This window comes from Phycisphaeraceae bacterium, from assembly GCA_019636675.1.
In the GTDB taxonomy this organism is placed as follows: Bacteria; Planctomycetota; Phycisphaerae; order Phycisphaerales; family UBA1924; genus JAHBXC01.
Window position 1 is genome coordinate 190,489 of the sequence record JAHBXC010000002.1, and the last position, 20,423, is coordinate 210,911.

At 69.5% G+C, this 20,423-nt stretch carries 19 protein-coding genes; 7 read left to right on the forward strand and 12 right to left on the reverse strand.

Features of this window, described 5'->3' with window-relative positions:
- Positions 1-11 precede the first annotated feature (11 nt).
- Positions 12-1,301, forward strand: coding sequence for a hypothetical protein (locus KF684_07480; GenBank protein MBX3352760.1), 1,290 nt, complete (start codon positions 12-14; stop codon positions 1,299-1,301).
- A gap of 161 nt (positions 1,302-1,462) precedes the next feature.
- On the opposite strand, the gene KF684_07485 is transcribed toward KF684_07480, so the two are convergent.
- The 3 genes from KF684_07485 to KF684_07495 all read right to left on the reverse strand — a co-directional run bounded on the left by KF684_07485 (position 1,463) and on the right by KF684_07495 (position 4,641).
- On the reverse strand, positions 1,463-2,047 hold the full coding sequence (locus tag KF684_07485; GenBank protein ID MBX3352761.1) for a GNAT family N-acetyltransferase: 585 nt from the start codon (positions 2,045-2,047) through the stop codon (positions 1,463-1,465).
- Positions 2,048-2,074: 27 nt separating this feature from the next.
- Positions 2,075-3,382 (reverse strand): APC family permease, encoded by a 1,308-nt coding sequence (locus tag KF684_07490; protein MBX3352762.1) that lies wholly within the window; start codon positions 3,380-3,382, stop codon positions 2,075-2,077.
- 137 nt (positions 3,383-3,519) lie between these two features.
- Entirely contained in the window at positions 3,520-4,641 is a 1,122-nt protein-coding gene (locus KF684_07495) for a hypothetical protein (protein ID MBX3352763.1), read from the reverse strand.
- Between the two features lie 177 nt (positions 4,642-4,818).
- On the opposite strand from KF684_07495, the gene KF684_07500 reads away from it, so the two are divergent.
- From KF684_07500 to KF684_07510, 3 genes are read left to right on the forward strand one after another with little or no spacing between them, the layout of a single operon-like run.
- Positions 4,819-6,078 carry a hypothetical protein gene (locus tag KF684_07500; GenBank protein MBX3352764.1) on the forward strand — a complete coding sequence of 420 codons (1,260 nt, stop codon included), beginning with the start codon at positions 4,819-4,821 and terminating at the stop codon, positions 6,076-6,078.
- A gap of 52 nt (positions 6,079-6,130) precedes the next feature.
- Entirely contained in the window at positions 6,131-6,973 is an 843-nt protein-coding gene (locus KF684_07505; GenBank protein ID MBX3352765.1) for a sugar phosphate isomerase/epimerase, read from the forward strand.
- A complete protein-coding gene (locus KF684_07510; GenBank protein ID MBX3352766.1) occupies positions 6,970-7,995 on the forward strand; it encodes a Gfo/Idh/MocA family oxidoreductase in 1,026 nt (341 codons plus the stop codon). The genes KF684_07505 and KF684_07510 overlap by 4 nt, the downstream gene beginning before the upstream one ends.
- 3 nt (positions 7,996-7,998) lie before the next feature.
- Here KF684_07510 and KF684_07515 read toward each other — a convergent pair whose 3' ends face one another.
- The 7 genes from KF684_07515 to KF684_07545 are packed head-to-tail and all read right to left on the reverse strand — an operon-like array spanning position 7,999 to position 15,277.
- On the reverse strand, positions 7,999-8,703 hold the full coding sequence (locus KF684_07515; protein MBX3352767.1) for a DUF1080 domain-containing protein: 705 nt from the start codon (positions 8,701-8,703) through the stop codon (positions 7,999-8,001).
- Positions 8,700-9,632 (reverse strand): sugar phosphate isomerase/epimerase, encoded by a 933-nt coding sequence (locus KF684_07520; GenBank protein ID MBX3352768.1) that lies wholly within the window; start codon positions 9,630-9,632, stop codon positions 8,700-8,702. Before KF684_07520 ends, KF684_07515 begins: the two co-directional genes overlap by 4 nt.
- The gene (locus tag KF684_07525) at positions 9,629-10,411 is read right to left on the reverse strand and encodes a hypothetical protein (GenBank protein ID MBX3352769.1); all 783 of its coding nucleotides are present in this window, start codon (positions 10,409-10,411) and stop codon (positions 9,629-9,631) included. Before KF684_07525 ends, KF684_07520 begins: the two co-directional genes overlap by 4 nt.
- Before the next feature lie 15 nt (positions 10,412-10,426).
- Positions 10,427-11,689, reverse strand: a complete 1,263-nt coding sequence (locus KF684_07530; protein ID MBX3352770.1) for a Gfo/Idh/MocA family oxidoreductase — start codon at positions 11,687-11,689, stop codon at positions 10,427-10,429.
- A complete protein-coding gene (locus tag KF684_07535) occupies positions 11,686-12,507 on the reverse strand; it encodes an FAD:protein FMN transferase (GenBank protein ID MBX3352771.1) in 822 nt (273 codons plus the stop codon). The genes KF684_07530 and KF684_07535 overlap by 4 nt, the downstream gene beginning before the upstream one ends.
- A 7-nt stretch (positions 12,508-12,514) precedes the next feature.
- Positions 12,515-13,864 (reverse strand): Gfo/Idh/MocA family oxidoreductase, encoded by a 1,350-nt coding sequence (locus KF684_07540; GenBank protein ID MBX3352772.1) that lies wholly within the window; start codon positions 13,862-13,864, stop codon positions 12,515-12,517.
- Between the two features lie 33 nt (positions 13,865-13,897).
- On the reverse strand, positions 13,898-15,277 hold the full coding sequence (locus KF684_07545) for an MFS transporter (GenBank protein ID MBX3352773.1): 1,380 nt from the start codon (positions 15,275-15,277) through the stop codon (positions 13,898-13,900).
- 105 nt (positions 15,278-15,382) lie between these two features.
- Here KF684_07545 and KF684_07550 point away from each other — a divergent pair, with 105 nt between their 5' ends.
- The 3 genes from KF684_07550 to KF684_07560 are packed head-to-tail and all read left to right on the forward strand — an operon-like array spanning position 15,383 to position 18,991.
- A complete protein-coding gene (locus tag KF684_07550) occupies positions 15,383-16,378 on the forward strand; it encodes a sugar phosphate isomerase/epimerase (GenBank protein ID MBX3352774.1) in 996 nt (331 codons plus the stop codon).
- Between the two features lie 20 nt (positions 16,379-16,398).
- The gene (locus tag KF684_07555; protein MBX3352775.1) at positions 16,399-17,550 is read left to right on the forward strand and encodes a Gfo/Idh/MocA family oxidoreductase; all 1,152 of its coding nucleotides are present in this window, start codon (positions 16,399-16,401) and stop codon (positions 17,548-17,550) included.
- A 31-nt stretch (positions 17,551-17,581) separates the two neighbouring features.
- On the forward strand, positions 17,582-18,991 hold the full coding sequence (locus tag KF684_07560) for a hypothetical protein (protein MBX3352776.1): 1,410 nt from the start codon (positions 17,582-17,584) through the stop codon (positions 18,989-18,991).
- A gap of 8 nt (positions 18,992-18,999) precedes the next feature.
- Here KF684_07560 and KF684_07565 read toward each other — a convergent pair whose 3' ends face one another.
- Together KF684_07565 and KF684_07570 are read right to left on the reverse strand one after the other, a co-directional pair.
- Complete coding sequence (locus KF684_07565; protein MBX3352777.1) at positions 19,000-19,452, reverse strand: hypothetical protein; 453 nt, start codon at positions 19,450-19,452, stop codon at positions 19,000-19,002.
- A 91-nt stretch (positions 19,453-19,543) separates the two neighbouring features.
- On the reverse strand, positions 19,544-20,332 hold the full coding sequence (locus KF684_07570; GenBank protein MBX3352778.1) for a hypothetical protein: 789 nt from the start codon (positions 20,330-20,332) through the stop codon (positions 19,544-19,546).
- Between the last annotated feature and the right edge of the window lie 91 nt (positions 20,333-20,423).

Below are 20,423 nucleotides of genomic sequence, written 5' to 3' on the forward strand. Positions count from 1 at the left end.
GGAGCTAACCCGTGAAAGCATCGCTCATCCTCGCGTCGGCCGTCCTCACGACCGCCGCGTCCGCGCTGGCGCAGCCGACCATCGAGTTCCTGCCAGCCGGCTTCCTCATCACAGACCTCTCCGAAGACGGATCGATCGCCTGCGGCAATGTTCAGGGCGACTTCTCGTTCGAGACCTTCCGGTGGGAGCGGGGCGGCGCGCCTGTCCGGCTTGGTCTTGCCACGGCTCCGGTGATCGGCACCGGGGGCGGGACACCCGACATCTCCTACGACGGCTCGCGCATCTCGGCGAGCATCCTCAGCACCGATGATCTCATGACATGGGGACTGTGGGACAGCAGCGCCGGCTGGACGCAGGCGTGGCCCCCAGCGACCGGGACCGTGCAGCCGCTCGACAACTCGTACGGCTCCGCGTGGACGCTCTCGGGCGACGGGCAGACCGTCGGCGGCTTCCACTGGGGAATCGTTGGTACGGCAATCCGCGCCCGCGCCAGCACCTGGACGGTGGCGAACGGCGTCGCCGATCTGCCGCAGGACGACAACCGCAGCGCACGCGTCAACATGCTCAGTTATGACGCGTCGGTCGCTGTCGGCTGGGAGGAGCGACCGGACGGCGTCTGGAGGCCGACCGCGTGGCGCAACGGCGCGAAGATCACGCTGCAGGACTCGCTCGCGTTCTGCGAGGCTGGCGGCGTCAACCACGACGGCTCGGTCATCGTCGGCAGCGCGTACGATCCTGCGCTGGGTCGTGTCGCCGCACGATGGGACTGGAACGGTTCGTCGTACGACACGACGATCCTCGGCTCACTCCCGGACACTTCACCGATTTTCGGCGAGGCGTTTCTCTCGAGCGTGAGCGACGACGGGTCGATCGCTGTGGGCTTCAACCGCTACCTCCAGGGGCCCGGCTCCCCGCGCGACGGGCTCGTCTGGACTCCCGACACCGGGCTCGTGACCGCCGCCGCCTACATCGCCTCGCTCGGGCTGTCCTCCGCGTTCCCGGCCGACACGGAAGTAGGAAACGTGGTTTCCGTCTCGCCCGACGGGACCGCCGTCACCGGCATCGCGACGAACACCGTCACCGGCCAACTGACATCGTTCGTCATCTACCTCGGCGCCCCTGCGCCCTGCCCCGGCGACACCAACGGCGACGGCGTGGTCAACTTCACAGATCTCAACACCTTGCTCGGTTCGTTCGGCCTCAGCGGCGACGCGATCCCCGGCGATGTCAACCACGACGGGGCGGTGAACTTCGCCGACCTCAACGAAGTGCTGTCGAACTTCGGTGGGCAGTGCGACTGAGGCGATCAGACCGCTGATCGAGCCGCACCACACTCAGCGCCTTGGCCACACGCGGTCAGGGCGCTGTTGTCATTCGAGCCGGACTGCACGCATCTCGCCCACCCGAGGCGACGGACCGGATGCGGACGCAGGGAAAACGCTGACGAACGCTACGATCCCAGTCACCCGCGCATCCCCATCCCGATCACCGCCCACTCGCGCCCGTCGTCGGAGCGGTACTCGTCCAGGACCTCGAAGCCCGCGCGGGCGTGCGCGCGCATCGAGCGAGTGTTGGCGATGTCGATCTCGGTCACCGTGAGGTCGAACGACGACGCCATCTGCGCGCGGTGGCCCTCGTAGAGGCGCTCGACGAGGCCGCGTCCGCGATGGGCCTTGGCGACGCAGATCTGGCCCATCATGTACCAGCGCCAGTCGTGCAGCGGGCGCCCCCGGAACGCGATCGTGTCGAAGCGTTCGAACATCGGGTCAAGCAGCGGCAGTCTCCCCCGGAACCGCTCGAGCATGACGAGCGCGTAGGCGACGACCTCCTCGCCGCGATCGCCGGTCGTCGTTGCGATGACGTGCGGCCACGGTTCGTTCATCTCGCGCAACAACCCCAGGTCGTGCCGCAACGACACGAAGCCCTGCGACGCGCGCTCATTTTCGTCGAGCGTCTCGCGGATGTTCGCGCCCTGCAGGTCGAGGATCTGGCGCAGGTCGTCGTCCGTTCTCGCACCACGGATCACATACAGGGGCGCTGTGTCCATCGGGCGATGGTACCCGGTGAACCATTGTCACACGCCGTCGCGGCGGGCTCTCCATCCCGCCACAGCGAAAAGCAGCGTGCCCGCCGCGATCAGCCACGCCGTTGCCGCCACCGACGCCGCGCTCACGCGCGTCAGCAGCGCGACGCACACCAGCATCGCCAGCAGCGGGACCGCCGGACCGCCCGGGATTCTGATACGGTCGGGCGTGTCGGGCGTCAGGCGAGCGACCCGCGGCATGGCGGCGATGCAGGCGATGTAGATCAGCAGACGCGTGAACACGCTCATCACCGCGAGCCAGGCGAAGCTGCCCGTCGCGGCGAGGGCGAACGACGCACCGCCGTAGACAAGAACGGACACCCAGGGCGTGTTGTGCGTCGCGTGCACAGCGCCGAACGCGCGGGGGAGCTGCCCGTCGAGCGCGAGCCGGTAGGTCACACGCGGCGTCGAGAACATCGAGCCCATCAGGTTCCCGCCCACCGACGCGATGACCGCGAGCACCACCAGCAGCGCGCCGGTCGGGCCCAGCAGCGCGCCGCCGGCGTCGACGATCGGACGCTCCGACGACGCGAGGTCGGGCAGCAGGCGCTGCGTCGCGACCTGCACGAGCACATACACCCCGGTCGCGACCGCGAGGGCAAGCAGCAGCGCGCGCGGCATGTCGCGCCGGGGGTTCTTCGCTTCGCCGCCCGGAACCACGCCCGACTCGAACCCCACGAACGCGTAGATCGCCAGCAGCGCCGCGGCGCCAAGGTCCGAGGTGCTCGGGGGAGAGGCGACCGATGCAAAGACTTCGCGGTCGAGCGAGAAAAGCCCGACGCCCGCCAGCGCGATGAGCGGGAAGAGCTTCAGCACCGTCAGCGCGCCGAGGGAGCGCATCGCCGCCTTCGCGCCGACGATGTTCACCCAGGTCATCGACGCGCAGATGGCGAAGAGCATGCCGAGTCGCGTCGCCGGGCCGAGCCCGTCGGGCCAGAAATGGCCGATCGTGACGACGAGCAGGTTCAGGTTCGCCGCGAACGCCGTGAGGCGCGCGATGTAGAAGGCCCACCCGATCTGGAACCCTGCGAAGGGCCCGAAGGCCGTCGACACATACAGCACCGGCCCGCCCGTCCCGCTGAAACGGCTCGAGAGCTGCGCGAAGCACAGCATGATCGGCGCGATGAGCAGCGCGCACAGCGCGAAGATCCACGGGCTGAACGCGCCCGCGAGGCGCTCCGCCTCCGCCGGGATCCCGAAGATGCCCGCGCCGATCATCCCGTTGATGACGAGCAGCCACAGCGCCCAGAGGCCCAGGCGTCGGACGAGGGGTTCTGGCGTCGTGGCGGGGGAGTGCATCGGGGACACACTACCGACATGCGCCCGTCGCCGCCCGCGTTTGCACCGCACGCGGGAACGCGATCGGGCGTTCGCGCGCGGGAAGCGACGCGAACGCCCGATCATTGGAGAAAGCGAGAGAGAGAGTTCGTCGCGTATTAGCGACGCCGGCGGCGCATCGCGATCATGCCGAGCGCAAGGACGCTCCCCGACGCGGGCGTGGGAACATAGACCACGAAGCTCGTCAGCTCGAAGTTCGCGGTCAGGCCCCAGCCGGTGAACCACAGGCCGTCGGAGGACATGTCGGTCACGAACGAGAAGCTGTACCCGTCTTCGTACGAGACGCCGCGGCTGCTGATGTAGTCGGAGAACCGCTGCACACCGACGCCATCTTCCCAGATGATGGCGGTGCCGAAGAACGCCGGGCCGAAGCCCCAGGTCCCGCCGGCGATGAGGGAGCCGTCGGCGTTCATCGCGCTGCCGGCGGTGGTGCCGGCCGCCCCGCCGTCGGTCAGGTTGCCGAGCCCTTCGTAGGTGTTGGTGCTGGTGTTGTACCGCCATAGCTCGGAGGGCTCGAAGAAGCCGCCGAACTGGAAGCCGGACGCCCACTCGCCGCTGGCGCTGACGGTCACGGCCTCGCTCGATGCGAAACCGTCGTTGTCGAAGATCAGCGACTGCGTGCCGTTGACCCAGACCGCGCCCTGGCGCCCGTTGTCGTTGTCCTGCCAGCCGACGACGACCGAGCCATCGAAATTGGTGTTGTTGGCGCGGGTGCTGCGGTCCGAAGTGGTCGTGCCGAGGTCCACCATGCCCGTGCCGGCGCGCCACCGGACGGCGTGTGCCGAACCGGGCGTCACCCACCCCAGACCCACGATCGTCGAGCCGTCGCCCGAAATCCCCCAGCCGGAGCTGGTCTCGGCGTCGGACACTGCGCCGATGCCGCCCAGCGGCGTCCACGTTCCGGCGCCGACGTTGTACCGGCCCATCTCCTGGGTGCCGCTGACGCTGTTGAAGACCGTGCCGGCCACGACGCTGCCGTCGTGCGAGATCGTCGACTGACCGCCCACGCCGTCGCCCGCGATCTGGCCGCCGATGTTCGCGAATCCCGCCCCGGCGGTCCAGAGGAAGTACTCGCCCCGGACGAGGTTGTCGCCCACGACGACCCCGTTGTTGCTGATGCTCGTCGACAGGCGGCTCTCGCCCAGATTCCAGAACTGCTGTGCGTTCGCGGCAGAAGCCGTGAGGCCGGCGGCCAGCGCGATCAATGCGGTCAGTTTCATCTCTGTCATCTCCGCCGACCGCTGGTGGGCCCGGCCGATACGCATCGGTCCGGGTCGAGAGGTGGTCGGTCGAGAGCAGCATAGAGGAAGTGGAAAGTCTCCGCAAGTGTTTGTGCAAACATTTCTACAAGTACTTGTGGACTCCCTCGCGTCGCCGTGGTACATTCCGTTCGTACGATGGACGGATCTCTCCACCTGACCAATTCGGACCCAAGCGAGCCGCATTCGCCCTCGGTGCGCCCCGTTCCCTTTGAAGAGCACCTCACGAGCGCCTTCGCGTCGCTCAGGGACTCGCTCCAATCGCTCCTCTCGACCCTCGATGTCGATAAAGCGAGTTCGCCCGAGGTCGCCCGGCGCCTGAATCTCAGCCGCAATCTCACATGGAAGGTCTCGAAGGTCCTCGCCAGCCAGGACCTGCACGAGGGCCTCCAGCACCTCCCGGGGGACGCGGCCATCGACCTGCTCCTCACCGCGGCGGCGCAGCGGGGCGCGCCGGATCGCACCATCCGATCGGTGCGCGAGTCCTGCCGCGAACTCGAGCGCGTCGTCAAGGTGCACGTGGGCGACCGCGCCACGCTGGACCTCTATCTCGACGGGATGGCGGGCGGCGCGAGCGAGCGCCTGGAGCAGTCGCGCAAACTCGCGTTCCGCGGCAACTCGGGCGTCTGGGGGCTGCAGGCGAGGGCGCGGATCACCGCCGCCTTCGTCGCGCCGTCTGGCTCGAGCGCCGACCTGCTCGACACGGCGATCGTGGGGGGCATCGTGGGCCTGCGCCGGCTGCGCCCCGTCGTGCGCTGGCCTCTCTTCCGTTCGCACCGCTATCGCGCCGACGGATCGCCCGAAGCGAATCAGCCCGAGGGCGAAGCGATCGACCCGCGGTTCGATTCGCCCGATGTGCCGCGCCTCATCGGCGAGTTCTGCTCCACCACGGACCTGCCCATCAGAGCCGTGCGCGACTCGCGCGGCTTGATGTACGAGCTCATGGAAGGCCGCGTCGGCAACACCGGCGCGTTCACCTGCTTCTTCGGCTCCGTCTACCGCGCCCACGCGCCGCGATACGCGACCGACGACGACAAGACCGGCGAGTTCGGCACGCACGCGATGCTGCCCTTCGAGCACCTGCTGTTCGACCTGTTCGTCCACCGCGATCTCCCCTTCGCCGACACCATCGATGTGCGCACCGTCGGCCACTTCGACGGCGCGCCGCCTCGCGACGAGACGATGCTCGCGCCGATCGCTGAATCGGCGCGCGAGCTCTCCGGTCGCCCGCCGCTGGTCGCGACCCCGCTCGTGGAGCAATACGACCGCCTCATCACGACGGTCTTCGAGCGCGCCGGTTGGCGCCAGAGCGATTTCCGCGCGGTCCGCCTTTCCATCGCCTACCCGCCCATGAACTCGACGACGATCATGCGCTTCGCCCTCCCCGAGCGCCCCTGACCCGGCTGCGCACTGTTGTGACGGGGCGTCGACGCCCGGGTAAGGTGGTGGCGTGAACGATTCACACTCACTCGGCGTCTGCAGCTGGTCGTTGCGCCCGCGGTCCGCCCGCGACCTCGCGTCGCTCGTGCGAGCGTGCGGCCTCTTGCGCGTGCAGCTCGCGCTGGACCCGATCCGTCTCGGCCTCGACGGCTGGTCCGAGCGCGAGACGCGATCGGCCCTTGAGGGCGAAGGAATCGCCGTGGTTTCGGGCATGATGGCCCCGGCGCGCGAGGACTACTCAACCCTCGAGACAATCCGCGCAACCGGCGGGCTGCGACCCGACCACACGTGGGCCGAGAACCTCGACGCGGCGCGCGAGAACGCCGCGATCGCGAAGCGCCTCGGCCTCTCACTCGTCACCCTGCACGCCGGCTGCGTCCCGGAGGACGCGAGCGACCCGCAGCGAGCGACGATGCTCTCACGTCTGCGAGCGGTCTGCGAGGCCTTCGCGCGAGAAGGCGTCCGTGTCGCCTTCGAGACAGGGCAGGATTCTCCCCGCACGATGCTCGGGATCGTTGAGGCGCTCGAGGACTTCGGCGCGGGCGTCAACTTCGACCCGGCGAACGGAATCCTGTACGCGAGCGCCGAGCCCATCAGCGCGATCCGCGATCTCGCGCCGTTCGTGCGCCAGATCCATCTCAAGGACGCCATCGCGTCGCCAACCCCGGGCGAGTGGGGGACCGAGGTCCGCGCCGGCAGCGGCGAGGTCCCCTGGGAGAACTTCTTCGCGTTCGTGCGCGAGCGACTGCCCGGCGTCCCCGTCGTGATCGAGCGAGAAGCGGGGGAGCAGCGCGTCGACGATGTCCGCGCCGGCGCGGAGCTCGCCCGCCGCATGCTGGAGGTCGCGCCGTGAGCGAGCATCGCACGATCGGCGTGGGCGTCGTCGGCATGGGCTTTATGGGCTGGCGCCACGTCGAGGCCTACGACGCGGCGGCGCGACACGGATTCGCCTGCGCCGTCGTCGCGGTGTGCGATCCATCCGAAGAGAAACGCCGCGCTCCGTCGACCGGCGGCAACATCTCGTCGACGATAGCCGCCGCGCCGCCGACGCGCGATTTCGCGGGCCACGCGTGCCTCGACGACATGCTCGCCGATGAACGCGTCGACCTCGTGAGCGTCTGCACCCACACCGAGAGCCACGTCGATATCGCGCTGCAGGCCCTGCGCGCCGGCAAGCACGTTCTTGTCGAGAAGCCCGTCGCGCTCCGCGCCGAGGCGGTTCGGCCACTCGCCGACGCCGCCCGCGGCGCAAAGACCCTCTGCATGCCGGCGCACTGCATGCGGTTCTGGCCCGGGTGGGACTGGCTGCGCGACGCGATCGCGTCGGGCGAGCACGGGCGCGTCCTGTCGGCGACGTTCCTGCGAGAGGGCGCGGCGCCCGGCTGGGCGAGCCACTTCTACAGCGACACGACCCGCAGCGGCGGCGCGCTCGGTGACTTTCACATCCACGACGCGGACTTCATCCGCTGGGCTCTGGGCAAGCCCGACGAAGTCTGCTGCGCGGGCGACGACCGGCATGTCACCACGCTCTACCGGTTCGGCAGCGGCGGCCCGGCGCATGTCAGCGCCGAAGCCGGCTGGACCCGGGCGCACGGCGCGGGCTTCCGAATGCGATACACCGTTGATTTCGAGCGCGCCACCGCCGAGTTCGAGATGGGGCGCGAGCCCGTGCTCACCCTCTCCGACGAGCATGGCGCCCGAGAGATCGAGATCCCGGACGGGACCGGCTACGACCACGAGATCCGCCACATCGTCGGCGCGATCGCCCAGGGCCGGCGCGACCTGCGCGTCACCATGGACGACGCGCTGGCGACCGCGGAGCTCCTCGACGCCGAGCGGGAAAGCCGCGACTCCGGTCGCTGGGTGTCGCTCTGACGATCAGCGCAGCTCGCGCACGCGGATGTTGCGGAACCACACCTCGTCGCCGTGGTCCTGGAGCACGATGTGGCCCTTCGGACGCTTGCCGAAGTCCGCCATGCCCGGCCACTTGCTCGTCGCGTGCGCGGCGCGGTACTCGTCGCTGTCGAGGCGGATGTCGACGATCAGCACGCCGTTGAGATAGTGGCGAAGGTGGTCGCCCCGCGCCACGATCCTCGCCTCGTTCCACTCGCCCGCCGGGCGGACGACATCCCGCGAGGGCGCGACGAGGTCGTAGAGCGACCCCGCGCGAGTCTTCGGCGTTGACCCGTCGCGATGGGCCCCGTCGTCGAGGATCTGGAACTCGAAGCCCGTCTCCCACGAGCTGCCCTTGTCCTCGGTCGAGCGGTAGATGATCCCGCTGTTGGCGCCGGGCGTGACGAGCCATTCGCAGACGAACTCGAAGTCCCCGTACTGCCCGCGCGTCGCGATGTCGCCCCCAGAAGGCCCGGCGACGCGCCGGAGCGTGCCGTCCACGACCGCCCAGCCCTGCGTGGGGAACTCCGGCCTGCGATAGCCGCGGAAATGCTCCGTCGACTCGCCGTCGAACAGGAGCACCCAGCCAGCCGACTCCTCGGCTCGCGTCAGTGAGTTCGGCTGTCTCGCGCACGCGGCGAGCGAGGCGGAGGCGACGATCCCGGCGACGGCAAGGGCGAAGCGTGTCATGCGTAGGTGTTCTCTCGCTGGAGTGTGTCTCGGACCCGCTCGAGCAGGCGTTTCGTGGCGTCGATCCCGTCTCGCTCGGCGAGGCGCGACCCTTCGTACTCGATCCCGACGCGACCGCGATACCCGGAGTCGGCGACGATCCGAAGCATGTGCAGATAGTCGGTGGTCGACTCGTTTCCCTGCGGGTCGAAGTCGTTGGATTTCGCGCTCACCGCGCGGGCGAGGGGCATCATCGCGCGGACCGCGTCGTAGCGGTCCTGCACCTTCGGGTCGAAGTTGCCGAAGTCGGGCAGCGTGCCGACGCGCGGGTGATCGACCCGGCGCATCACGGCCATGAGCCACGGCGCCGTCGACGACAGCCCCCAGTGGTTCTCGACGACGACATCCAGACCGAACGGCTCGGCGCGCTCGCACAGCGCGCGCAGCCCGTCGGCGGCGAGGCGCTCCTGCTCGTCGGGCGTCCCCCGGCTCTCGGCGTTCACGCGGATCGAGTGACAACCCAGGGCCGACGCGGCCTCGAGCCACTTCCGGTGGTTCTCCACGGCGCGGGCTCTCGCGTCGCGGTCCGGATCACCCAGCGCGCCCTCGGCGTCGACCATGATCAGCAGCGAGCGCACGCGAAGATCGTCGCAGCGTGCGCGGAGTTCTTTCGCCTCCGCCGCGAGATCCTTCCGAGGGAAGAGCGTGCTGACATACTCGACCGCGTCGATGCCGTGCTCGCGGAGCGCGATTCCTGGAAAGTCCATCGTGGTCATCGTGCCCGAATGCACGGCGCGATGATACGACCACTGCGCCAGCGAGATCGTGTACAGCGGCTCGCGCGAACCGGTGCGAGCCGCGCGCGACGCGCACGCGCCCAGCGCGATCGCCGCGCCCGCGCTCAGGCACGCCCCGATCGCCTCGCGTCGTGTCAGCGATCGCTCCGTCACGCCGCAGCCCCTTCGCGCTCGGCGCGGGTTCGTGGCCTCCAGAGCTCGAGAACGACTACCACGAGCAGCAGACCCGTCGCGAGGTTGTAGAGCGCGCCGGCGCCGACAATGACGTACACGAACTCCACCATCTCGCGCGCCAGCAGCCACGACGCCAGGTCCGCGATGAGCGACAGCCCCATCAGCCCGACCAGCCCGCCCGTCATCCACCGGGGGAAGACCGACGCGACGCCCAGCAGCGCGACCGCGATGCTCATCGTCGCCATCGCCGGCGCGTGGGCGTGCATCGACATCAGCACGATCTCGCGCGGCGTCGCCGGGACGCTCCTCGCGAACGCGTGCTTGCGCACATCGTCCCAGTACTCCAGCGGGAGATCCCTCGCCGCGAGCTGTGACGACGCGGGCGACGCGTTGCGTGCGTGGCACGACAAGCACGAGTTCGCGATGATCTCCGCCGGCGCGTCGTCGCCAAGATCGAGGGAGTCGAAGTCCTCCGACACACGGTCCGAGCCCAGCCACGCGAGCAGCGCCGCCCGGTCCTCCTGGGTCAGCTCTTCGGGGTGCCCCCGCTCGAGCGAGAGCACGAGCGCCGACGGCGAGTCGATGCCGTGGTACGCCGCCCGGATGTCGTCGAGCGTCAGCCCCGGCACGCCGTCGCGTTTCTCGTAGTGATTCACGAGGTGCAGCGCCGACGAGATCAGCCCGAGTCCGAGCGCGAGCACGAGCCCGGTCAGGCCAACACGCGCGAGGAAATGAAGCTGTCGCAGGCGGAATCGCACGCGAGTCGTCTCCGTTCAGATCTGGTAGTGGGCCGGGTCAATGGTCTGCTCGACGCCGTTCGCGGCGGCCCTTGCAGCGTGGATAGCCACGACCGTCGCGCGCAGCCCGTCGGCGGCGTTGCAGACCGCGGGCTTGCCCTCGCGCACGCTCGCGACGAAGTCCGACAGCGAGTAGTACAGGGGCGGGTTCGGGAGGCCGACGCCCTCCTTGAGTTTGCCCTGGGAGGCGAGTTTCGTCGCGTCGGCGATCAGCGTGATGCCCTCCTCGTTGTGGAACTGCTGGCGGTTCGCGTAGACCTCCCAGCCCTGCGTGGGCGCGTCGGCCTCCTTGAACATCCACGCGGCGGTCCACGCGAGCTTGATCGCCGCGTTGCTGCCTCGCAGGATCTCATGCCGCCCCTCGAAGGAGTTCGCGAGCGACGCCTGGTGGTGCATGTACAGCCCGCGGTCGAATCGAAGCGTGTTGAAGGTGGTGTCGAGCACGCTGCGCCCGTCGTCGTGGAGCATCACCCCGCCGCCGCCGACCACCGAGGTCGGGAAGCGGTCCGTGTACCACAGCGCCACATCGAACTGGTGCACGCCGAACTCGCCGGGCAGGCCGAGCGAGACCTCGGGGTCGAGCCGCCAGTTCACGGCGCGCTCGCGCGCCGGGTTGGGAGAGGGGAACCGCCACGAGGTCTTCTGGAAGTGCTGCGCCTCGATCGCGACCGCGTCGCGCACCGAGTCCGAGCGATAGAACGACCTCGCGAGCTGGTAGATCGGGTTCGAGCGCGCCTCGAGCCCCGACGCGAAGACGAGCGCCGGCGCGTTCTTTGACGCCAGCGCGATCGCGCGGGCGTCCTCGAGCGTGTGCGCCAGGGGCGCCTCGCAGTAGACATGCCTGCCGGCGCTGAGCGCGTCGGTCGCGATCTGGCGGTGCAGGTGCGTGGGCGTCGCGACGATGACCGCCTTCGCGTCGGGCGAGCCGTCGAGCATCGCGCGGTGATCGGTGTAGCCCTTCGCGCCCTGCACCCGCCGCACGCCGGCGTTCATGCGCGACTCGTCGTCGTCGCAGACCGCGACGACGCGCACGCCCTCGATCTTCGCGAGTTCGCCGAGGATGGCCCTGCCCTGTCGCCCGGCGCCCACGAGCGCGACGCCGAGCGGGGCGCCGCCCCCGCCCCCGCCCCCGGCCGCGGCCTGCTGCGCCGCGAGGGCGTCGAGGTTCGGAACGATCGCGAACGCCGCGAGGGCGCCGGCGCTCTGGATGAGGAATTCGCGTCTGCTCTGCTCGGTCATGCCGCCTCCGAAGCGGGTGAGAAGTGGATGCCGTGGGTTGTCCAGCCCTGCCCGTCGTGCACGCCGGTGCGCACACGCGCCGGCGCGGTCTCGGGCCTGCCCCCGAGCACGACGAGCGCCGTCGCCCAGGCGTCTGCCTCGGCGCACTCCGGGCCGATCGCCAGCGCGGTGTCCGCGCCACGCGAGGATGTCGAGTCCGTGGGATCGAGGATGTGCGACCACTCGCCCTCGGCCCGCCCGCGCGGGGCGGACACGCACAGCGACTCGTTCGCGAGACTCACCGCCTCGACGCCGCGCGCGCTGCGCACCCCGATCGTGCGCGGCGAATCGCCGATCACGATCACGCCGCTCGTCCCGGCGTGCAGCAACGCAGAGCCGACGCCGTGGTCGCGCAGCCGGCCCGCCGCGCGGTCGAGCGCGAACCCCTTGGCCACGCCCCCCAGGTCGAGCCGGACGCCCGTGCGCGCGAACCGGACCGAGCGTGAGGCGTCGTCCAGCGCGACCAGCGAGGCCCAGCCGGCCGCCTCCCCGTTGGTCTCGACCGTCGGGTCGAACGCGCCGGCCGACTCACGGTGGACGCGGTCGCACAGGGCGAGCAGCGAGAACAGGTCGTCGTCGAGCGCGACGGCGCGCGACGACGCCTCGCGGTTGAGGTGCGAGAGGAACGAGTGGGCCTGATACAGCGAGAGCCGCTCGTGCCAGTGCAGGATCTCGTCGATGGCCTCTTCGCCCACGGCGCGCAGCGCGGGCGTTTCCGGCCCGTCGAGGGCCAGCTCGACCCGTGTCCCGAGCGCGTTGGTGGCGAGCAGCAGCGTCATTCGTCGTTCACAGCCGCCGAGCCGTCATGGTGCGCGGGTCGAACGCGAACGCGCCGCCCTCCCACATAGAACGCGTCGCGAGGTCGACCATGACCATGACCTTGGTTCCCTGCTCGATGTCGCTGTCGGGCTGGGCACGGGTTCGCACGCACTCGATGAACTTCATGCGGTGCAGGTCCTGGTCGTTGCCGATGTCGGGGCAGATCACGGTCTCCTCGTCGAGGTCGTCGGCGTAGATGCGCTCGGGGCGCATCACGCAGTTTCGCCCGCCCAGATAGATGTTGCCCTTGTGGCCCCGGATCATCGTCTCGAGGCCGACCTCGTTGCAGGTCGAGCCGGCGAGCACCATGGTCTGGCCGTCCTCGAACTCGATGGTGATGTTGACCTGGTCGTGGTTCTCCATCGCCTTGTCGACGAGGTGGCCCCCGGTCGCGACGACGCGCGTGGGCCAGCCCGGCTCGATCGCGACGAGCATCGGCGTCATCACGTGCACGAGCAGGTCTCCCAGGATGCCGGTGGAATACTTCTTGTAGCGGCGCCAGCGCGCGAACACGAGCGGGTCCCATTTCGCCGGGCCCAGCGGGCCGCACCACTCGTCCCAGTCCAGGTTCACGCCGGGCTGCCAGTTCGGGTCGAGCCCGTAGTAGTTCCACTCCCCGTCCTTCGAGTTGCGACAGTACGAGGTCTGGCTCGAGACGACGGTCCCGATCGTGCCGTCCTCGATCATCTTCCTCGCCGCGTGGTACTTGGGCAGGTTGGTCATCTGGGTGCCGACCTGCAGGCGCAGGTCGGGGTTGGCCTGCACGACGCGCCGGAGGCGCAGCGCCTCGTTCAGGTGCAGGGTCATGGGCTTTTCGAGGTAGACATCCTTGCCGGCGAGCAGCGCGTCGGTGGCGTGCTTCTCGTGCCAGTGCTCGGGCGACGCGATGAGGACGGCGTGGACATCGGGTCGAGTCAGCAGCTCGCGGTAGTCGCGCGTCGCCTGCACCTCGACGCCCGGCTGCCCATCGCGGCAGCGCTTCGCGGCGCGGTCGAGGTGCGACTGGCACACATCCGCGACGCCCACGATGCGCACATTCATCTTGTTCTGCTTCGTCAGTGAGATGAACGCGTCGCAGTGGCCCGTGCCCATGCCGCCGGTCCCGATGACGACCATGCGCACCGGCTCGCTGTCCTTCAGGGGCGTCCGCGCCTTCGCGCGCGGCGCCGGGCCGGAGAGGGACGCGCCCGCAGAGTCCGACGACGCGCACGCCGAGAGCAGCGCCCCGGTGCTCGCGAGCCCGGCGGCGGCGGCCAGCACGAAGCCGCGACGGGAAGGATCGATCGGTGAGTTCTGGTGGTCGTGACGGTCGGGCATGGTCGCTCCTCCGAAGGGACGGGCGTGGAATGGTCAGGACGCTGCGGCGTGGGTGGGGGAAGGGACTGGCGTTTCCGGGATCGGCGTGGGCATGCCGCGACGAGGGCTGCGCCGCGGATAGAACGCGACCAAGACCGCGAAGCACGCGAGTGCGCCCCACATGGGATACGAGAACAGTCTCGTGTAGTCGAGGGCGCCGCTCTCGGTTGTCGCGAGGTCCGCGACATACCCTGCGACCTTGCTCCCCACGATGATCCCGATCCCGAAGAGGATGAGACTGAACAGCGACTGCGCGCTGGCGCGCACATCGGGCGTGGTTTCCTCGTCGACCACCATGAAGGCGATGAACACGAAGCAGCCGAAGCACAACCCGTGCATCGCGATGCCCAGCACGAGGATCGCGACGGGCGCGATCCCGGTCGAGGCGGCGATGGGGTCGACGTACGCGAAGAGCGCCATGCGCGCCGCGTAGGCGAGGATGCCGATCCCGAGGAGCGACTTGCGCGAGAGTTTCAGGGCGACGACGGGCATCGCGGCGAGAACCATGATCTCGGCGATCTGGCCGATGGTCATCAGCCCGCCGCCCCCGACGCCGAAGACGCTGTTGATGGTCGAGGCGGCGCGGACCTGGAACTGTCCGAGGAAGCTCGCGGTGTGCACGAAGTAGAACTGATGGATGCACGAGATCGGGATCGCGAGCAGGAACAGCATCAGCAGGGGGTTGAAACGGATCTGCGAGAGGGCCTTCACCGTGGCGTTCTTCTTCTCGGCGCGCACGGGCGGGGTCTTCGGCAGCGTGAAGCAGTACACGCCCATCGCGATCCCGAGGATCGCGCTGAGACGGAACGCGTCGGCCATGCCGGCGGCCTGCGTCGCGAGCACCGTCGCGGCGTCGACATCCACCGGCGTGTGCCTGCGCAGCAGCCACTGCCCGATGCCGATGCCCACGAGCACCCAGCCCACCGTGCCCCACAGACGCACCTTGCCGAAGTCGCGATCGCGGTTGGCCAGGTTGTGGAACGACAGCGAGTTGGCGAGGGAGAGGGTCGGGGAATAGATGAGCGAGTAGGCGAGCGAGAAGGCGAGGAAAGCGTAATAGGTCTCGAGCCGGGCGAGTTGCCAGACGAGCACGCCCCCGAGGATGTGGCTGATCCCCAGGAGCTTCTCGGTCGAGAACCAGCGGTCGGCGATCTGCCCGGCGATGAAGGGCGCGAAGATCGCGCCCAGCGCGCCGACGGCGAACATGTCCCCGATCTGCCCCGGCGTGAACCCTCGGTGCGTGCTGAGGAAGGGCCACAGCAGCGGCAGCCACGCGCCCCAGATCGCGTACTGCAGCAGCATCATCACGCTGAGGCGCGTGCGCACGAAGGGCGGCGCAACCGTGGGGCCGGGCGAGGGTTGGGGCTGGGACATACCGCTCCTGCTCGAAGGCGTGGTGAGCGGGCCAGTGTACAGTACCTTCCGAGGATTGCAGCCCCCTTTCCCGTCGCTCGGCCAGAACCGAGGAGCCCCGCGAATATGCAGCGACCTGTGACCCTGTTCACCGGCCAGTGGGCCGACCTCCCCCTCGAACAGATCGCCCGACTGACCGGCGGGTGGGGGTACGACGGGCTCGAGCTCGCGTGCTGGGGTGACCACTTCGATGTCCGTCGCGCCCTCGCCGAGAAGTCCTACTGCGACGAGCGCAAACAGCTCCTCGCGAGGCACGGCCAGAAGGTCTGGGCGATCAGCAACCACCTCGTGGGCCAGTGCGTCTGCGACGCGATCGACGAGCGACACCGCTCCATCGTCCCCGACCATGTCTGGGGCGACGGCCAGCCCGAGGGCGTCAAACGGCGCGCCGCCGAGGAGATGATGAACACCGCCCGGGCCGCGGCCCGGCTGGGCGTGAGCGTCGTCAACGGGTTCACCGGCTCATCGATCTGGCCCATGCTCTACTTCTTCCCGCCCACGCCGGCCTCGATGATCGACCGGGGCTACCAGGACTTCGCCGACCGGTGGGGGCCCATCCTCGATGTGTATAAGACGGAAGGCGTCCGGTTCGCGCTCGAGGTCCACCCGTCCGAGATCGCGTACGACTTCGTCACCGCCCGGCGCACGCTCGACGCCGTCGACAACCGCCCGGAATTCGGCTTCAACTTCGACCCCTCGCACTTCCACTGGCAGGGCATGGACCCGGCGGCGTTCGTCGACGCCTTCCCCGATCGCATCTACCACTGCCACATGAAGGACGCGAGCGTGCATCAGGACGGGCGCTCGTCGATCCTCGGGGGGCACCTCCAGTTCGGACACCCGGCGCGCGCGTGGGACTTCCGCTCGCCCGGGCGGGGACAGGTCGATTTCGAGCGCGTGATCCGCGCGCTCAACCGCGCGAGCTACGCCGGACCGCTCTCGGTGGAGTGGGAAGACCCGGACATGTCGCGCGAGCACGGCGCCGCCGAGGCGGTCGGGTTCGTGCGCGACCTGCAGTTCCCCTCGGCGTCGTCGGCGTTCGACAGCGCCTTCGCCGAATGAGCCGGAGAAAGGAGTCTCGCGTGCGCGACCGTGTTCGGCTCGGGATGGTGGGGGGTGGTCAGGGCGCCTTCATCGGCGCGGTGCACCGCGCCGCCGCCACTCTCGACGGGGTGTACGACTTCTGCGCCGGCGCGCTGTCGGGAGAGCCGGAGCGATCGCGCGCCTCAGGCCTCGCGCTCGGCCTCTCGGCGCAGCGGAGTTACGGGAGTTGGCGCGAGATGCTCGACGCCGAGACGCGCCGCCCGGCGCACGAACGGGTCGAGGTCGTCTCCGTCGTGACGCCCAACTTCACGCACCACGAGATCGCCCGCGCGTTCATCGACGCCGGGTTCCATGTCATCATCGATAAGCCGATGACGACGACGGTCGATCAGGCGCGCGACCTGGTCGAGGCGGTCGAGCGCGCGGGCGTGGTCGGCGCCGTGACCTACACCTATTCGGGATACCCGATGGTGCGTCACGCGAGGGAGCTGGTGCGCTCGCACGCGATCGGCGTCGTGCGCCGGGTCTGCGTCGAGTACCACCAGGGCTGGCTCTCGACCGACCTCGAATCGACGGGGCAGAAGCAGGCGTCGTGGCGCACCGACCCCGCGCTCGCCGGGGCCGGCGGCGCGATCGGCGACATCGGCACCCACGCGGCCCACCTGCTCGAGTTCGTCACCGGGCTGCGCATCGAGGCGGTCTGCGCCGATCTCTCGGCGTTCGTGCCCGGGCGGCGCGTCGACGACGACGCCGCGGCGATCCTCAAGCTGTCGGGGGGCGCCCGCGCCACGCTGAGCGCGTCGCAGATCTGCGTGGGCGAAGAGAACAACCTGTCCATCCGCGTCTATGGCGAGACTGGCTCGCTCGCGTGGCGCCAGGAGGCGCCCGACCTGCTCGAGGTGCGCACGCTGGACGGCGACCGGCGCACCCTCACGCGAGGCATGGCTTCGCTCAGCCCCGCCGCGACCCGCGCGACGCGCCTGCCCACCGGGCACCCGGAGGGGTTCATCGAGGCGCTTGCGAACATCTATAAGGATGTCGGGGAGGCGATCCTCTCCCGTCGCGAGGGGGCCAGCGAGCCGGCGCCGCCGCTCATTCCGCTCGTCAGAGACGGACTCCGGGGCGTCGAATTCGTCGAATGCATGCTGTCCAGCGCCCGCGCGGGCTGCTGGACAACCTGGCCCCGCTGACACCCACGCCCCCGGGCGGGAGAGACCCAACATGCGCTTCCTGCCTCAGCCCGTGATCCTCGCGTTCCTCCTCGCGTCGGCGTGCGCGGCGGACCTGTCAGATCCCGGCGCGTTCTTCGCCGGGCGATCCACCGTGACGGTGACACGCGCCAACGGCTCCACTTTCAGCGCGGTGCTGTTCTACCCGGCGACCGCGCAGGGCCAGGGCGCATCGTTCGATCCCGCGGGCGCGCCCTACCCGGCGATCTCCTTCGGCCACGGGTTCCTTCAGGGGGTGGGGCAGTACCAGTCAACGCTGGAGCACCTCGCGACGCACGGCTATCTGGTCATCGCCAGCGAGTCGGAGTCGGGGCTCTCCCCGAACCACGCGAACTTCGCCCTCGACCTCAGCCGCTGCCTGACCTGGCTCGAGCAGCAGCACGCCGACCCGGAGTCATTCCTCTTCGGCGCCGTGAACACCGGCGCGTTCGGCATGTCCGGCCACTCGATGGGCGGCGGCGCGAGCATCCTCGCGACCGCGCAGGACGCGCGCGTTCGAGCGCTCGCGAACCTCGCGGCGGCGAACACCAACCCCTCGGCGGTGAACGCCATGGCGTCCGTCACGGTCCCGTCGCGACTCATCGCGGGAGACCGCGACACCATCACCCCGGTCAAGCAGCACGGGCAGTTGATGTACAACAACGCGACCGCGCCGAAGCAGCTCCCGCTGATCCTGGGCGGGTTTCACTGCGGCTTCACCGACGCCTCGTTCCTGTTCTGTGATTCCGGGACGATCAGCCGCGCGCAGCAGCTCGCGGTCACGCGCCGACTGCTCACCGAGTTCTTCGATCTGCATTTGAAGGGAGACCAGTCGAGGTGGGCATCGGTCTGGGGACCCGGCTCGGGCGAGCAATCCGACATCTCGATGACGCTCGACCCGCGCGCGTCGATCTCGCCTTGTGAGCAGATGATCGAGGTCGGCCCGGGCGGGGTCGCGACCGTCGCGTTCGCGATGGGCGCGTCCGTAGGCGGCGCAGGCGCCTACACCCTGCTGCTGGAGAACGCCCCGGGGTTCGAGAACACGGGATGGGACACCGCCACTTTCTCGAGCAATGTCTCCGTCGGCGCCGGCCAGGCCGTGGAGTTTCACGCGACCATCGGCGCGCCCCAGTCCGCGTCGGACGGGCAGGCGGGCGCGTGGATCATCAGCGCCCGTCGCGAGGACGACGGCGCCACGAGGGCGTGGGCGCGGATCGGCGCGACCGTGTCCTCCGACGCGCCGTGCCCGGGCGACGCGACCGGCGACGGAGTCGTGAACTTCGCCGATCTCAACGAGGTGCTCGCCTCCTTCGGGCAGAGCGGCGAGCCCGGAACGGTTCCCGGCGATCTCAACGCCGACGGCGTGGTGAACTTCAGCGATCTGAACGAGGTGCTGGCGAACTTCGGCGCTGCCTGTCGCTGACGGCGCGATCACGGCAGCGAGTAGAACCCGCCTCCCGTATGTTTCAGGTCGCCGCGTTCCGCAAGCGCGATCCAGACCGCCGGGGGGAAGTCGGTGGGGGGCATGATCGCGTCGATCTCGGACTCGCGCCCGCCTGTGAGCTGTCTGCCCCCGAGCTTCGATTCGTCGGCGAGGCGCATGACCTTCAGGCGTTTCTTGAACGCGCGCATCGCGCGCTCGAGTTCGCCTTCGGGGATGGAGGCGCCTGCGCTCGCGGGTTTCTCGGGGTTCTCGAGGCGCGCGACGATGGCGTCGAGCGACTCGGCGTTCCGCTCGGCGCAGGCGTCCGCCGCGGCGCGTTGATCGACGGGCAGGCGCGCGAGCAGGCGCTCGGCGAGCGCCCACGCTTCGTTTGATTTGGCTGGAGATCCCGGGGCGCGGACCTCGTTCACGATCTGGCGGAGTTTCTGGACGACATTCATGCCGCCGCATGGTAGCACGCACGAGAAAAACAACGACGGGCCCCTGAGGAGCCCGTCGTGCGCGTTCTCGTGCTGAATGAACCGGGGATGATCAGTTGCGACGGCGACGAGCGCCGGCGAGCGCGCCGAGCCCGAGCAGGGCGGCGGCGCCCGGCGAGGGGATCCAGACCAGGCCGAGGTAGTTGCCAGAGCCCATGAAGCCGATGATGGTGGCTTCGCCGGTCTGCAGGTTGATGGTGTAGAGGTTGTCGGTCGAGTTGTCGACCATGTACATCAGCCCGTTGGCGGCGTTGTACGCGAGCCCGTTGGGGTTCGTCGAGGTGAGCAGGGGCCCGATGAGCGAAGCGGCGCCTGTCGCGCGATCGACCGAGTAGAAGCTGTCGGTGCCGCTGTTGGTCGCGTACATCGTGTTGGTGGTCGAGTTGTAGCCGAGGTTGGTGAACGAGGTGAGCCCGTTGTTGCCGACGAGGTTGGCGAAGCCGGTGCTCGTGTCGATGGTGTAGAAGTTGCCGGCCGTGGTGCCGCCGCCGGACGCGCCGTAGAGCGTGCCGGTGCTGGAGTCCCACTCGATGCCGTGCATGACGATGCCGGGGTCGCCGTAGCCGCCGATGAGCGTGGCGATGCCGGTGTCGATGTCCAGCGTGTAGACCGCGTCGTTGCTCGTCGAGGTCAGGTAGATCGTGCCGGTCGCGCCGTCGTAGGCGAGCCCGCCCGTCGTGCCGGCGTTGGCGCTGACCTGACCGATGAGCGTGCGCTCCGCGGTCATCATGTTGATGTCGTACAGCGAACGGTTGCTGTCGAGCGCGAACAGGCGACCCTGAGCGCTCGCGGCGCTCCCGATGGTCAGCGCGGCGACAGCGAGCATTGCGATCTTGTTCATCGTCCCTCCTCCATTCTGATGGCGACGGCGCTCACGCCGGCGCGACGTGTTCCTTCTCACGCGGCCTTCCTACGGACCTCGCGACCCGACC